Genomic DNA, 12,579 nt, shown 5'->3' with positions numbered 1-12,579 from the left:
GTCCCGGGTATGACGGTGGTGGTGGTTCTGCTACTCGCGTTGTTGATCGGTATCGTCGCCGGGCTCCGGGCACTCACTCCACCCGCGGTGGTGGCCTGGGCCGGCGCGCTCGGCTGGATCTCACTCGACGGCACCTGGGCGCATTGGCTGACCCACCCGATCACCCTGACGGTGCTGACCATCCTGCTCGTCGTCGAGCTGGTCACCGATCAGCTGCCGTCCACGCCGAGCCGAAAAGTGCCGCCACAGTTCGGCGCCCGCTTGCTCACCGGCGGATTCGCCGCGGCGGTCCTGGTGACCGGAGCGATCTACCACGCCAAGACCGGCACCATCGTCTCCGGAGTCGGCGCAGGCATCATCGGCGCGGTGCTCGGCACGCTCGGCGGAGCCGAGGCCCGCACCCGGCTGGTGGCCCGCATCGGCGGCCGTGACCTGCCGATCGCCCTGACCGAGGACGTGGTGGCCGTGATCGGGGGCTTCGCCGTCGCCGCCGCCGCTTCGCTGCTGTAACGCTGGGACAACGAGATGCCAAGCAGTACCGAGTCTTTCGATGCCATCATCATCGGCGCAGGTCAGGCCGGACCGCCCCTGGCGGCCAGGCTGACCGACGCCGGACAGCGGGTCGCCGTGATCGAACGGAAACTGGTCGGCGGCACCTGCGTCAACAACGGGTGCATCCCCACCAAGACGCTGGTGGCCAGCGCGCACGCCGCGCACTCGGCCCGCCGTGCCGCCGAATACGGGATCGGCACCGGTGACGTCAGCGTCGATATGGCGAAAGTGAAGGCCCGCAAGGACAAGATCATGCTCGACGACCGCGCGGGCGTCGAGAGTTGGCTGGAAGGGATGGACGGCGCCAGCCTGATCCGGGGGCACGCCCGATTCGTCGATCCCCACACCATCGACGTCGACGGACGGTTGTTGCGCGCCGACCGGTTCTACCTCAACGTCGGTGGCCGCGCGTCGGTGCCCGACCTGCCCGGCCTCGACGGCATCGACTACCTGACCAATGTCTCGATCCTGGCGCTCGACACCGTGCCCGCGCACCTGATCGTCATCGGGGGCAGCTATATCGGGCTGGAGTTCGCGCAGATGTACCGCCGCTTCGGCGCGGAGGTGACGGTCGTCGAACGCGGGCCGCGACTGGCCTCCCGGGAAGACGAGGACGTCTCGGCGGCCATCCGCGGGATCCTGGAGGCCGAAGGGATCGCGGTATACACCGATGCCACCGATATCCGGTTCGAGAAGCGGGACAACGCAATTGCGGTGAGCCCGAACGTCGGGACCGAACCCGTCATCGGCAGCCACGTGCTGGTCGCGGTCGGGCGCCGGCCCAACACCGACGACCTCGGCCTCGAGCACGCCGGCGTCGAGACCGACGCCCGGGGCTATGTCGTCGTCGACGATCAGCTGCGCACCACCGCCGAGCACATCTGGGCGATGGGGGATTGCAACGGCAAGGGCGCGTTCACCCACACCTCCTGGAACGACTACGAGATCGTCGCCGCCAACCTGCTCGACAACGATCCGCGCCGGGTCAGCGATCGCATCACCACCTACGGACTGTTCATCGATCCACCGCTGGGACGCGCCGGGCTGACCGTCGAGCAGGTGCGCCGTTCCGGGCGCAAGGCGCTGGTGGGCAAGCGTCCGATGACCCGGGTGGGTCGGGCCGTGGAGAAGGGCGAGACCCAGGGCTTCATGAAGGTCGTCGTCGACGCCGACACCAAGGAGATCCTGGGGGTCGCCATCCTCGGCGTGGGCGGGGACGAGGTGGTGCACCTGGTTCTCGACGTGATGACCGCCAAGCTGCCCTACACCGCGATCTCGCGCACCATGCACATCCACCCCACGGTGAGCGAACTGGTGCCGACGATGCTGCAGGAGCTCACGCCCCTGCAGTAGCCGCCCGGCCGGCGAGCAGCTGCGCGGTGACCATCGTGACTCGGTGTCCGAGATGTTCGCAGGTGCTCACATCGGCCGGGTGCACCTGATCGGCATTCGCGTCGACATCGGTCTGCGCGCCCGCGCCGAGCCAGAAACCGAGCCGGTTCAGGTCGTGTTCGCTGCCGCCGGCACCGTTCCAGCCCGGGCGCAAACCCAAACTGACCCAATGCATATGGTGTTGGGCTGCGAACACCGACAACGAGATGAGGGCGGCTACCTTGTCGCCGCTCTTGGCGCCGGAATTGGTGAACCCCGCGGCGACCTTGTCGCGCCACGTGGCTTCCATGCAGCGCCGGCCGGTCTGCTCGGCGAAGGCTTGGAATCCGGCCGAGACGTTACCCATGTAGGTGGGCGTGCCGAAGATGAGGGCGTCGGCGCCGTCGAGGGTGCCCCAGTCGGCCGGCGTCAACGCGTCGACGTGCAGGAGACTGACCCGGCCGCCGCCCCGCCGGACCCCGTCGGCAACGGCGTGGGCCAGGGTGGCGGTGTGCCCGAAGCCGGAATGGCAGGCGATCGCCACCTGTGGGAAGACGTTGGTGGACATGACCTCTCCTAGCTGTTGATGGTGTCGGCGACTTCGCGGTAGCGCTGCTGCCAGTCGGGCAGTGGTTGTCCGGCCAGGTGAGCGGACAACCGGTCGAGAAAGGCGTGGGTGCCGGGGTGAAAACCCCTGGCGCCGGGCACCGACAGCCCGCGATGACTGAACCGCAGCAGCGTGCCGGCTCCGTCGGGGCTCAACTCGTAGCGGACCACGCCGCCATGGGCACCCAGGATCGGCTGCTCCCACACGTGTTCGAAGACGTGCGGCGGGTCCCAGACCAGGATCCGACCCGACACCCTGGTGCGCTCGGGTGGATACGGCGGGCCGTTCGGGGTCATCTCGATGAACCCGTCGGCGATGGTGGTGGCGCCCAGCCATTGGCCGCGCTGCACCGGGTCGGTGATCGCGGCCCACACGGCCGCGACAGGGTGGGCCAGTCGGCGTTCGAAGCGCAGGGTGGCCAGCTCGCCCTGCACGGTGAGTTCGCCTTCGTGGCAGCTCATTTCGCGCGCCCTTGATCCAGGTGACGCTCAAGGGCATCCAGATGAGCGGTCCAGAACTGGCGGTACTGCTCGATCCATCGATCCATCTCGACCAATCCGTCGGCCCGCAGCGCATAGACCCGGCGCTGGGCGTCGGCGCGGACCTCGACCAGGCCCACCTCACGCAGGACGCGCAGGTGACGAGACACCGTGGGCTGGGTCAGGTTCGGGAGGGTAGCGACGAGCTCACCCGCGGTGCGCTCACCGGCGCGCAGCGCGTCGAGCAGGGTGCGCCGACTGGGTTCGGCGACGGCCTCGAACACATCCATGATTCGAGTATTGCATTGCGTCTATATAGATGCAATGCAATATTCGGCGCCATGCCTTACCGCCGCTGCACCAGCAGCGTCTGGGCCGAGGTGCCGATGAAACCGTGCCGGTCGAAGATCTCGGCGTTGGTCACCCCGATGCCGTCGGGACCGATCGATCCGCGCGAGCGCAACGCGAAATCCGAACCCACCGGTGCGCGGTGCAGGTGCACGGCGGTGTCGGTGTTCATGAACACGAACTCGGTCGGATCCAGCGCGGCGCCCACCCCGTTGGCCGAGTCGACCACCATCGCCAGCCGCTGCAGATCGGTCAACGGCTCGGTATCGACGAGCGGCACGAGGGGGCTCATCCAGGACACCGCCGCCTCGCCGGGGGCGGTGCGCTGGGCGCGCCAACTGACCGTCTCCAGGTACCCCGGTGCACCGGCCCAGCCGTCCGGGTTGTCCACCGCCTCGCCCTCCACCAGCGGCGGATACCGGTCGGTCACCGCATCTCGGGTGTCGCTGGTGGACAGCAGCCAGGCGCTGACGGCGGCCACCGCTCGATCCGTCCCGTCCGGCCGGGTGGCGAGCATCTCGGCGTCGACCTTGGCGATGCGCGCGCCCGGGCGCACCACGCGGGCGCGCACCTTGACCGGCGCCACAGGGATGGCGCCCAAGATGTCCAGCACCAGCCTGCCGACCCGCAGTTCGGGGCGATCGGCGCACAGGTCCTCGATGGCCTTGGTCATCAGCGCCAGCGGTGGTGACCCGTGCTGAATCGCCGAATCCCAGTTGCTCGCCGTGCCGAGGGTGGATTCGAACACCGCGAGGTCGCCGTCCGAACCCGTCCGGCGGTAGTGGCAGTCGATCATGCAGGGGTCTCCGCCGGTCCGGTGTAGGTGGGCCAACCTGGATAGGGCGGAGGCGTGCCACCGAATTCCGGGCACCGCGCCTGATGGCTGCACCAGTCGCACAGCCGCGACGGCTGCGCGCGGAAATCGCCTGTCGCCCCCGCGGATTGGATGGCCCGCCAGATCGCCATCAGCGTCCGTTCGAAACCCGCCAGCTCGTCCATTTCGGGGGTGTAGTCGAGGATCTGACCGTCGGCAAGGTAGATCAGCCGCAGCCGGGCGGGCAGCACGCCACGCGAGCGCAGCAGCGCCAGCGCGTAGAACTTCATCTGGAACAGCGCCTTGGCCTCGGCGAAGGGCACCCGGCCGGTCTTGTAGTCGACCACTCGCAACTCGCCGGTGGATGCGACGTCGATGCGATCGACGAAACCGCGCAGCAGCGTGCCGTCGCTCAGTTCCACCTCGACCCGCTGTTCGCAGCTCTGCGGGTCGAACCGAGTCGGATCCTCCAGCCGGTAGTAACCCGAGAGCAGCTTGCGGGCGTCGGCCAGCAGACCGTCGCGCAGTGCCGGATCCAGCGAGGCGAGATCCGGCGACTCCGACAGCATCCGATCCCAGGCGGGCCCCACCAGTGCCAGCGCGGTGTCGGGGACCCGGTCGGCGGCGGGCAGACCGTAGAGCTGTTCCAGCGCGGCGTGCACCACCGACCCCCGAACCTGGGCGACCGACATGGGCTCGGGCAGGCGGTCGATGGCGCGGAAGCGGTACAGCAACGGGCACTGCTTGAAATCCCCGGCACGCGACGGTGACAGCGCCGGGCGCCGCAACGTCAGTGGCACGCTCATGGCCTCAGCCTAGGTTCGCCCACCGACAACGGTTGGCAGCCGGGACGGCGCGTCTGGCAGTCTGATACTCCGTGTCTATTACCGGTCCGTTCGTCGTCGGCGATCGTGTTCAGCTCACCGACCCCAAGGGGCGGCATTACACGATGGTGCTCGCGCCCGGCGCGGAGTTCCACACCCACCGGGGCGCCCTCGCCCACGACGACGTGATCGGGCAGCCCGAGGGCAGCGTGGTGAAGTCCGCCAACGGTGACGCCTTCCTGGCGCTGCGTCCGCTGCTCATTGACTACGTGCTGTCGATGCCGCGCGGTGCGCAGGTGATCTATCCCAAGGACGCCGCCCAGATCGTGCACGAGGGCGATATCTTTCCCGGCGCGCGGGTGCTGGAGGCCGGCGCCGGTTCGGGCGCCCTGACCTGCTCACTGCTGCGCGCCGTCGGCCCGCAGGGCCAGGTCATCTCCTACGAGGTGCGCGACGACCACGCCGTGCACGCTATTCGCAATGTGGAGACGTTCTTCGGCGAGCGCCCCGCGAACTGGGACCTGCGGATCGCGGATCTCAACGACCACAGCCGGGTACCGGGGGCGACTGAGGTGGACCGGGTGGTGCTGGACATGCTGGCGCCATGGGAGGTGCTCGGCACGGTATCCGAGGCCCTGATCGCCGGTGGCGTGCTCATCGTCTATGTCGCCACGGTGACGCAGCTCTCCCGCACCGTGGAGGCGCTGCGCGAACAGCAGTGCTGGACCGAGCCCCGGTCCTGGGAGTCGCTACAGCGGGGCTGGGACGTGGTGGGCCTGGCGGTCCGACCGCAACACAACATGCGCGGGCACACCGCGTTCCTGATCAGCGCCCGAAAGCTGGCACCGGGCACCGTGACACCGACGCCGCTGCGCCGCAAACGGCAGGCGCAGGTCGCCGCGGAGGTGGAGAAACGAGCTCAGGAAGCCGACGAGTAGTCGGCGCACCTCAGCGCGGCGGGGGTGTCGGTGTCGGCAGCGGGGTTTTCGTGCCCATCTCCAAGAGCTGATTGGCCGTGTCCCGGCTCATCTGCCAGCCGTTGGGTGTCGGGGTGAACCGCATCGGGTAGACGAACGGGCGCGGCTGCGGGTTGGGTGACGCGGCCGAGCTCACGGTCATGGTGGCCACCACGTCACCCGGTGCGTCGGGCGCCCAGGCCAGATCGGTGGCGGTGAAGGTCAGCGGCAACAGTCGGTTGTCGGACAGTGCCCGGCCGAAGTTGTCCAGTGCGGCAGCGTCATCGGGCGTGGCGTACTGCACCAGGGCGACCTTCTGCTCGCCGGGAACCGAAGTGTCGGCGAGCCGGGAGAGGACGTCGGTGAGCGCTTCGGGGGCGGGCAGCGCCGCTTCGCCGGGTGGGGCGGCGACGGAACTGACCGTGGCGGTCGGGGCCGGTGGCACGGGATCGGCACTGCATCCGGACAGCCCGAGTGCCGCCATCGAGATGGCGGCACTCAGCACTGCTACCGGGTGGCGGTACACCGATGACTAGGGGTCAGACGGCCGACAGCAGCGCCAGGGCGGAGTCCTTGGAGATCTGCCAGCCGGTGGGGCTCGGGCCTGCGACGAACGTCACCGGCTGCGAAGCGGACGAGCCGGTCGCCGCGGTGGCGGTGACGTTCGCGGTCGCGAAGCCCTCACCCTCGTCGATGTCGGTGAGGGCGAAGGTCAGCGGGAACTGACCCTTGGCCGCGGCGTTGCGATAGGCGCGATCGGCGGCGATCGTCTCGAAACGCCCCAGACCGCCCTGGATGTAGGCGGCTTTGCCGGAGAACGAACCGGGGCCGGCCAGGCCGTTCAGCGTCTGCACCAGAGGCGCCTCCAGCTGCGGTGCCGGCGTCTGCGGCATCGGGATGTCCCACACCACCGGGGTGATGGCGGGCACCGCTGCGGATGCAAGGGTCGTCACACCGCCCGCGGCCGCACCGGCAACGACAGCAGCGGCGGCAAGACCGGTCACGAGGGGTTTCAGGAACACAGTGGTCCTTTCGATTGGGCCAACTCGATAATGAGGTTAACAAGGGTTGCTGGTGTGTCGAATTCCTAGACCGCACACAAAGGCTGAATCGCCGGTAGCTTTGAAGTTGTTACTGCACCAACATTCGGTGCGGGAGGGAGCGCAACATGAGTGAGTCAGAGCGTTCAGAGGATTTCAGCGACGATCTGAGCACATCCATCTCCAGCGACGATGCTGCCGAACTAGAGCGCCTGCGCCGCGAAGCGGCCGCGCTGCGCGAACAGTTGGAAAACGCCGTAGGAGCGTCCAGCGGCCTGCGAACCGCCCGCGACGTGCACCAGCTCGAGGCGCGCATCGATTCCCTGGCGACCCGCAACGCCAAGCTGATGGACACCCTCAAGGAGGCCCGGCAGCAGCTGCTGGCCCTGCGTGAGGAGGTCGACCGGCTCGGGCAGCCGCCCAGCGGCTACGGCGTGTTGTTGGCCACCCATGACGACGACACCGTCGACGTGTTCACCTCCGGTCGCAAGATGCGGCTCACCTGCTCGCCCAATATCGAGACCAGCACGCTCAAGCAGGGGCAGACCGTACGCCTCAACGAGGCGCTCACCGTGGTCGAGGCCGGCGCCTTCGAGGCCGTCGGTGAGATCAGCACCCTGCGCGAGATCCTGTCCGACGGCCACCGGGCGTTGGTCGTCGGCCACGCCGACGAGGAACGCATCGTCTGGCTGGCCGAGCCGCTGGTCTCCGCGGAATTCCTGCCCGAGGGCGTCGAGGTGCAACTCGACGAGGACGACAAGCCCCGCAAGCTGCGGCCTGGCGACTCGCTGCTGGTCGACACAAAGGCCGGCTATGCCTTCGAACGCATCCCCAAGGCCGAGGTCGAGGACCTGGTCCTGGAAGAGGTGCCCGATGTGGCCTACAGCGATATCGGCGGCCTGACCAGGCAGATCGAGCAGATCCGCGACGCCGTGGAGCTGCCCTTCCTGCACAAGGACCTCTACCGCGAGTACTCGCTGCGCCCGCCCAAGGGTGTGCTGCTGTACGGCCCGCCCGGGTGCGGTAAGACCCTCATCGCCAAGGCGGTGGCCAACTCGCTGGCCAAGAAGATGGCCGAACTGCGCGGGGAGGATTCCCGCGAGGCGAAGTCCTACTTCCTCAACATCAAGGGCCCCGAGCTGCTGAACAAGTTCGTCGGCGAGACCGAGCGGCACATCCGACTGATCTTCCAGCGGGCCCGCGAGAAGGCCTCCGAAGGCACGCCGGTGATCGTGTTCTTCGACGAGATGGACTCCATCTTCCGCACCCGCGGCACCGGGGTGAGCTCCGATGTGGAGACCACCGTCGTCCCGCAGCTGCTCAGCGAGATCGACGGTGTCGAAGGCCTGGAGAACGTCATCGTGATCGGTGCCTCCAACCGGGAGGACATGATCGATCCGGCCATCCTGCGGCCCGGCCGCCTGGATGTGAAGATCAAGATCGAGCGCCCGGATGCCGAAGCGGCACAGGACATCTTCAGCAAGTACCTGACCGAGAATCTGCCGGTGCACGCCGACGACCTCGCCGAGTTCTCCGGTGATCGTGGGCTCACCATCAAGACGATGATCGAGAAGATCGTCGACCGGATGTACGCCGAGATCGACGACAACCGGTTCCTGGAAGTCACCTATGCCAACGGTGACAAAGAAGTCATGTACTTCAAGGACTTCAACTCCGGGGCGATGATCCAGAACGTCGTGGACCGGGCGAAGAAGTACGCGATCAAGTCGGTGCTCGAGACGGGTTCGCGCGGGCTGCGGATCCAGCACCTGCTGGATTCGATCGTCGACGAGTTCGCCGAGAACGAGGACCTGCCCAACACCACCAATCCTGATGACTGGGCCAGGATCTCGGGCAAGAAGGGGGAGCGGATCGTCTACATCCGCACCCTGGTCACCGGCAAGAGCAGTAGCGCCAGCCGTGCTATTGATACCGAGTCCAACCTTGGGCAGTACCTCTAGGGGCGCGGCGTGTCCGGCGACGTCTCGGTGAGCGACGGGGTGTTCGGCCTGCGCTACGGCGAGGTGCTGTTGGTCCACCTGACGGAGTCCGGTCCGGAAGCGACGGTCTACAACACCTTCCCGCTCAACGACTGTCCCGGTGAGCTGTGGGATCAGCTCGACGCCACGGCGATTGCCGCGGAGGCCGGGGCGGTCGCGGCGATCCTGAACGGGCCCCGGTACTGGCTGATGAGCGGTATCGGAAAAGCCGACAGGGAATCGATGCAGCGCAAGACGTTCGATGGCCTCGAGATGAACCGCCAGGCCACGGTGCAACTCGCGTCGATGAACCCGGCGGCCTACACCGAGAACAAGGTGGACCGCAAGGCCGTCTTCACCTTCGACGCGGGCCGCCCGGTGTACCAGCTGGTCGATCCGGACGGCAGGCGGTGGATCATGCAGACCTACAGCCAGACCGTCGATCCGACCCTCGGGCTGGACGATCTCGCCGGCCTCGCCGACCGGTTGTCCGTGCCGCCCGGTTGGCGCTACGAGACACACGTGCCGGCGTCGTCGATCGTCGTGGACACCACCACGCGGCCCGCGAGTGTGCTCCAAGACGACCTCGCGAACACCTACTCACTCATCGACTGACCGGCCACCCCGGCGGCGATCGCGCGAAGCTCCTCGAGCACCAGCGCGATGGCCGGCCGGGCGTCGGCGCCCACGCGGGTCACCGCTTCGACGCGCCGGGCCAGCCGGATGTCACCGATCGGCCGGCGCACCAGGTCACGGGCCAGCGTGACGTACCGCGGCATCAGCGCGATGCCCAACCCGGCCGCCACCAATTCCTCGACCACGCGGAAGTCGTTGACCCGCTGGGTGATCCGCACCGGCACCCCGGTGAGCGTGGCGATCGATTTGAACACGTCATCGACCATCAGCCCGCCCTCGACGCCGATCCAGTCGGCCGCGGCCAGATCGGACAGTTGGATCCGGTGCTGCGTGGCCAACCGATGCCCCGGGGGCAGCAGCACATCGAGCGGTTCGCGCAGCAGCGGGACGGCACTAAGCCGGGGCCCCCACTCGGCGATATCGCGATCATCGCGGTGCACCACCACCACGTCGAACTCGGCGAGTTGTTGCGGCGCCCGTGCGGCCGGGGTGTCGATATCGCGACCGACCACTTCCACGCCTCGTGCCCGGGCCGCAATGATCAACGGCGCCAACAGCATCGCCGCCCCGGACGGGAAGAACGACACGCTGACCTCACCGCGCGCGGTGGTGCGGTAGGCGTCCATATCGGCCGCGGCGCGGTCCAGCGCGGCCAGTACCGTCTCGGCGTGGCCGACGAGCACGCGCCCGGCGTCGGTGAGTCGCACCCGTCGCCCCGCGGGTTCGATGAGTGTCACGCCGGCTTCCCGCGCCAAGATCTTGAGCTGCTGGGACACCGCCGACGGGGTCATCGACAGCACGTCCGCGACGGCCGCCACCGTGCCGTGATCGGCCAGCTCGCGCAGCATCCGCAGCCGATGGGCATCCATGTAGGAATTCTACATGAATAGATAAGAATCATTAGATTGACTGATGTCTTGGCCGAAGCCAAGCTGGGACCCATGCGCCGCGTCGATCTCGCCCTGCTCGCGGTGGCCGTGGTGTGGGGTTCCAGCTACCTCGCCGCCAAGGAAACGGTCACCGCGGACTCCGTATTCGCCTTCCTGGCGGTGCGTTTCGGTATCGCCGTGGTGGTGCTGGCAGTGCTGACCCATCGCCGGCTACGGCGGATCGGCCCGGCCGAGGTGCGCTCTGGCGTGCTGTTCGGCGCCATCCTCACCGCTGTCCTGCTCTGCGAGACCTACGGAGTCACCATGACCTCGGCGTCCAATGCGGGACTGATCGTGGCGCTGACCATCGTCCTCACTCCGCTGTGTCAACGCGCCGCCGTGCCACCCGCCTTCTACGCGGCGGCCGCGTGCGCGGTGCTCGGTTGCGCGCTGCTGACCCAGTCGGGTGGATGGGCCGCCCCGGGCGCCGGTGATCTGCTGGTGGGGGTGGCCGCGGTGCTGCGAGCGGTCCACGTCACCGTCATCGACCGGACCACCGCGCGGCGCGAAAGTGACCCGGCGGCAACGACGTTCGTCCAGCTGGCGACGGTCACGGTGCTGTGTGCCCTGTTCGCCGCGGCGGGCGGCCAACTCGGGTCCCTCACCCGGGTGTCCGCGAGTGGATGGATCCTCACGGTGTACCTGGCGGTCGCGTGCACGGTGTTCGCCTTCTGGGTGCAGATGTGGGCTCTGGGCCGGACTTCACCGGCTCGGGTGAGCCTGCTGCTCGGCACCGAGCCGTTGTGGGCCGTCCTCGTCGGGCTCGGACTCGCCGGTGATCGCCTGTCCGTCGTGGGGGTGCTCGGAGCGCTCCTGCTGCTCGGCGGAACTGGTTGGGGCCGTGCGGTTCTCACTCGATTCCAGCTCCAGGTAGGCGTCCCGGCCGGCGAGGCTGACCGCGACATCGGCGATCAGCGGGTCGAAGAACCGTTGCCGGTACAGGGGGTCGACGCTGGTGCTGACGGTGAAGTACAGCCCGGACAGCACCGCGACGAACAGCGACGTGTGCACGACGGTCTGGGGTATCGGGATGTGCACGCCGAACCAGGTGCCGGCGCACGGCGGGGTTCCGACCGGGCAGCTCTGCTCGGCCGACCACAACACGGTCACGTCATCGGGGATCGCGATGATGCCCAGCGCCAGGAAGAAGGCGAACAGTCCCGCCGTGAACAGCACCACCTGAATCGCCTGTGACACCACCATGATCGCGACCACGTTGATGTTCTCGGCGCGCGACAGCGCGGTGCGTGCCGGTTGGTGCCCCGGGGCCGGTTGTAGTGGGGTCCCGGCGAGCAACCGCGCCGGATCGGTCTGCTCGGCACGGTCGTCGCGCAGTGCCTGGACCTCGTCGCGGATCGTGGTGACGACGAAGACCAGGGCCACCAGGGCCAGGAAACCGATTGTCTGCCAAAGCCGTTGCCGGGTCATCCGGGCCGCCAGCTGCCACAGTTCGCCGGTGAAATAGACGACCACCGTCAACATCAGCAGCGGTAGCGCACGACTCATCAGCGTGCCCAGCGCGCCCAGCTGAATCCAGGCGAACCGAAACGCCCAGGACGCGATGGACCCGAACCCCAGATAGGTGAGCCAGATCGCCAGCAGCGAGATCAGCACGAAAACCGGCGCCTCGGCGGCCGCCTCGCCGGTCCACCCGCTGACCGTCAACGGCATGACGGCCACGAAGATCGCCATCACCACCCAGGCCGCCGAGCGGCGGCCGGTCTCGCCGAGTCGACTGTCCAGCCGGTGCAGGCCCGTCAGCGCGAACGGCGCGGCCAGCAGCACGGCGGCGATCACCCCGAGGCGCAGCGCGTAACCGTGGTCGGGGGTCGCGCCGGTCACCTCGGCCAACAACATCGTCACCGCGGTCAGGGCTCCGACCGCGGAGATCATCGGGGCGGATCGCTCGACGAGCGCGCGGGACCGGACCCGCCGGGTCAGCACCAGCGGCAGGCCCCGGCGCAGAAACCAGTCGTGCACCTGTGCTTTGTCGGTTGCTGCGGCGGAGGACACCGCAACATTGTCGGCGATCTGGTGCAATCTG

The 12,579-nt window shown here is 68.2% G+C and carries 14 protein-coding genes and 1 pseudogene; 6 read left to right on the top strand and 9 right to left on the bottom strand.

Translation table 11 applies throughout. The features are described 5' to 3' along the window. The first annotated feature begins 9 nt into the window (after positions 1 to 9). Both QN239_RS18310 and QN239_RS18305 read left to right on the top strand, forming a co-directional pair. Positions 10 to 510: a DUF4126 family protein gene (locus QN239_RS18310; protein WP_090357788.1), complete on the top strand. Its 501-nt coding sequence runs from the start codon at positions 10 to 12 to the stop codon at positions 508 to 510. Between the two features lie 15 nt (positions 511 to 525). Then, the gene (locus tag QN239_RS18305; RefSeq protein ID WP_499012519.1) at positions 526 to 1,905 is read left to right on the top strand and encodes an FAD-containing oxidoreductase; all 1,380 of its coding nucleotides are present in this window, start codon (positions 526 to 528) and stop codon (positions 1,903 to 1,905) included. On the opposite strand, the gene QN239_RS18300 is transcribed toward QN239_RS18305, so the two are convergent. Genes QN239_RS18300 through QN239_RS18280 form a run of 5 tightly spaced genes read right to left on the bottom strand, consistent with a single transcriptional unit; the run spans position 1,889 to position 4,977 of the window. Beyond that, positions 1,889 to 2,491 carry a flavodoxin family protein gene (locus tag QN239_RS18300; RefSeq protein ID WP_499012517.1) on the bottom strand — a complete coding sequence of 201 codons (603 nt, stop codon included), beginning with the start codon at positions 2,489 to 2,491 and terminating at the stop codon, positions 1,889 to 1,891. The genes QN239_RS18305 and QN239_RS18300 overlap by 17 nt on opposite strands. Before the next feature lie 8 nt (positions 2,492 to 2,499). Next, positions 2,500 to 2,991: an SRPBCC family protein gene (locus QN239_RS18295; RefSeq protein ID WP_499012515.1), complete on the bottom strand. Its 492-nt coding sequence runs from the start codon at positions 2,989 to 2,991 to the stop codon at positions 2,500 to 2,502. Continuing rightward, complete coding sequence (locus tag QN239_RS18290) at positions 2,988 to 3,299, bottom strand: ArsR/SmtB family transcription factor (RefSeq protein ID WP_499012513.1); 312 nt, start codon at positions 3,297 to 3,299, stop codon at positions 2,988 to 2,990. The genes QN239_RS18295 and QN239_RS18290 overlap by 4 nt, the downstream gene beginning before the upstream one ends. A 56-nt stretch (positions 3,300 to 3,355) precedes the next feature. Then, a complete protein-coding gene (locus tag QN239_RS18285; protein WP_499012511.1) occupies positions 3,356 to 4,153 on the bottom strand; it encodes a thioesterase family protein in 798 nt (265 codons plus the stop codon). Continuing rightward, positions 4,150 to 4,977: a RecB family exonuclease gene (locus QN239_RS18280; protein ID WP_499012510.1), complete on the bottom strand. Its 828-nt coding sequence runs from the start codon at positions 4,975 to 4,977 to the stop codon at positions 4,150 to 4,152. Before QN239_RS18280 ends, QN239_RS18285 begins: the two co-directional genes overlap by 4 nt. A 71-nt stretch (positions 4,978 to 5,048) precedes the next feature. Here QN239_RS18280 and QN239_RS18275 point away from each other — a divergent pair, with 71 nt between their 5' ends. Then, positions 5,049 to 5,933 (top strand): tRNA (adenine-N1)-methyltransferase, encoded by an 885-nt coding sequence (locus tag QN239_RS18275; protein WP_499012509.1) that lies wholly within the window; start codon positions 5,049 to 5,051, stop codon positions 5,931 to 5,933. Positions 5,934 to 5,943: 10 nt separating this feature from the next. On the opposite strand, the gene lppK is transcribed toward QN239_RS18275, so the two are convergent. Together lppK and QN239_RS18265 are read right to left on the bottom strand one after the other, a co-directional pair. Beyond that, positions 5,944 to 6,477 (bottom strand): lipoprotein LppK, encoded by a 534-nt coding sequence (lppK, locus tag QN239_RS18270; RefSeq protein WP_187095462.1) that lies wholly within the window; start codon positions 6,475 to 6,477, stop codon positions 5,944 to 5,946. Between the two features lie 13 nt (positions 6,478 to 6,490). Further along, positions 6,491 to 6,973, bottom strand: coding sequence for an MTB12 family secreted protein (locus QN239_RS18265; RefSeq protein ID WP_499012507.1), 483 nt, complete (start codon positions 6,971 to 6,973; stop codon positions 6,491 to 6,493). Between the two features lie 146 nt (positions 6,974 to 7,119). On the opposite strand from QN239_RS18265, the gene arc reads away from it, so the two are divergent. Further along, positions 7,120 to 8,952 carry a proteasome ATPase gene (gene arc, locus QN239_RS18260; protein WP_499012506.1) on the top strand — a complete coding sequence of 611 codons (1,833 nt, stop codon included), beginning with the start codon at positions 7,120 to 7,122 and terminating at the stop codon, positions 8,950 to 8,952. Between the two features lie 9 nt (positions 8,953 to 8,961). Continuing rightward, the gene (locus tag QN239_RS18255) at positions 8,962 to 9,585 is read left to right on the top strand and encodes a hypothetical protein (protein WP_499012504.1); all 624 of its coding nucleotides are present in this window, start codon (positions 8,962 to 8,964) and stop codon (positions 9,583 to 9,585) included. On the opposite strand, the gene QN239_RS18250 is transcribed toward QN239_RS18255, so the two are convergent. Beyond that, entirely contained in the window at positions 9,567 to 10,475 is a 909-nt protein-coding gene (locus QN239_RS18250) for a LysR family transcriptional regulator (protein WP_499012503.1), read from the bottom strand. The two genes, QN239_RS18255 and QN239_RS18250, sit on opposite strands and share 19 nt — an antisense overlap. A gap of 72 nt (positions 10,476 to 10,547) precedes the next feature. Here QN239_RS18250 and QN239_RS18245 point away from each other — a divergent pair. Then, positions 10,548 to 11,306 (top strand): annotated as a pseudogene (locus QN239_RS18245) (DMT family transporter); the annotation flags it as partial. Here QN239_RS18245 and QN239_RS18240 read toward each other — a convergent pair. Beyond that, entirely contained in the window at positions 11,238 to 12,548 is a 1,311-nt protein-coding gene (locus QN239_RS18240; RefSeq protein ID WP_499012501.1) for a hypothetical protein, read from the bottom strand. The pseudogene QN239_RS18245 and the gene QN239_RS18240 overlap by 69 nt on opposite strands. Positions 12,549 to 12,579: the final 31 nt, after the last annotated feature.

Source organism: Mycolicibacterium sp. Y3 (assembly GCF_051188035.1).
GTDB classification, from domain to species: domain Bacteria; phylum Actinomycetota; class Actinomycetes; order Mycobacteriales; family Mycobacteriaceae; genus Mycobacterium; species Mycobacterium fluoranthenivorans.
The sequence above is the reverse complement of the archived record's forward strand: the minus strand, read 5'-3'. Positions and strand labels throughout refer to the sequence as shown.

What these genes read in the sequence shown, in the direction of transcription:
- QN239_RS18285 (WP_499012511.1), bottom strand. Translation starts at nt 4,153, where the DNA reads ATGATCGACTGCCACTACCGCCGGACGGGTTCGGACGGCGACCTCGCG.
- QN239_RS18300 (WP_499012517.1), bottom strand. Translation starts at nt 2,491, where the DNA reads ATGTCCACCAACGTCTTCCCACAGGTGGCGATCGCCTGCCATTCCGGC.
- QN239_RS18250 (WP_499012503.1), bottom strand. Translation starts at nt 10,475, where the DNA reads ATGGATGCCCATCGGCTGCGGATGCTGCGCGAGCTGGCCGATCACGGC.
- QN239_RS18290 (WP_499012513.1), bottom strand. Translation starts at nt 3,299, where the DNA reads ATGGATGTGTTCGAGGCCGTCGCCGAACCCAGTCGGCGCACCCTGCTC.
- arc (WP_499012506.1), top strand. Translation starts at nt 7,120, where the DNA reads ATGAGTGAGTCAGAGCGTTCAGAGGATTTCAGCGACGATCTGAGCACA.
- QN239_RS18305 (WP_499012519.1), top strand. Translation starts at nt 526, where the DNA reads ATGCCAAGCAGTACCGAGTCTTTCGATGCCATCATCATCGGCGCAGGT.
- QN239_RS18295 (WP_499012515.1), bottom strand. Translation starts at nt 2,991, where the DNA reads ATGAGCTGCCACGAAGGCGAACTCACCGTGCAGGGCGAGCTGGCCACC.
- QN239_RS18280 (WP_499012510.1), bottom strand. Translation starts at nt 4,977, where the DNA reads ATGAGCGTGCCACTGACGTTGCGGCGCCCGGCGCTGTCACCGTCGCGT.
- QN239_RS18310 (WP_090357788.1), top strand. Translation starts at nt 10, where the DNA reads ATGACGGTGGTGGTGGTTCTGCTACTCGCGTTGTTGATCGGTATCGTC.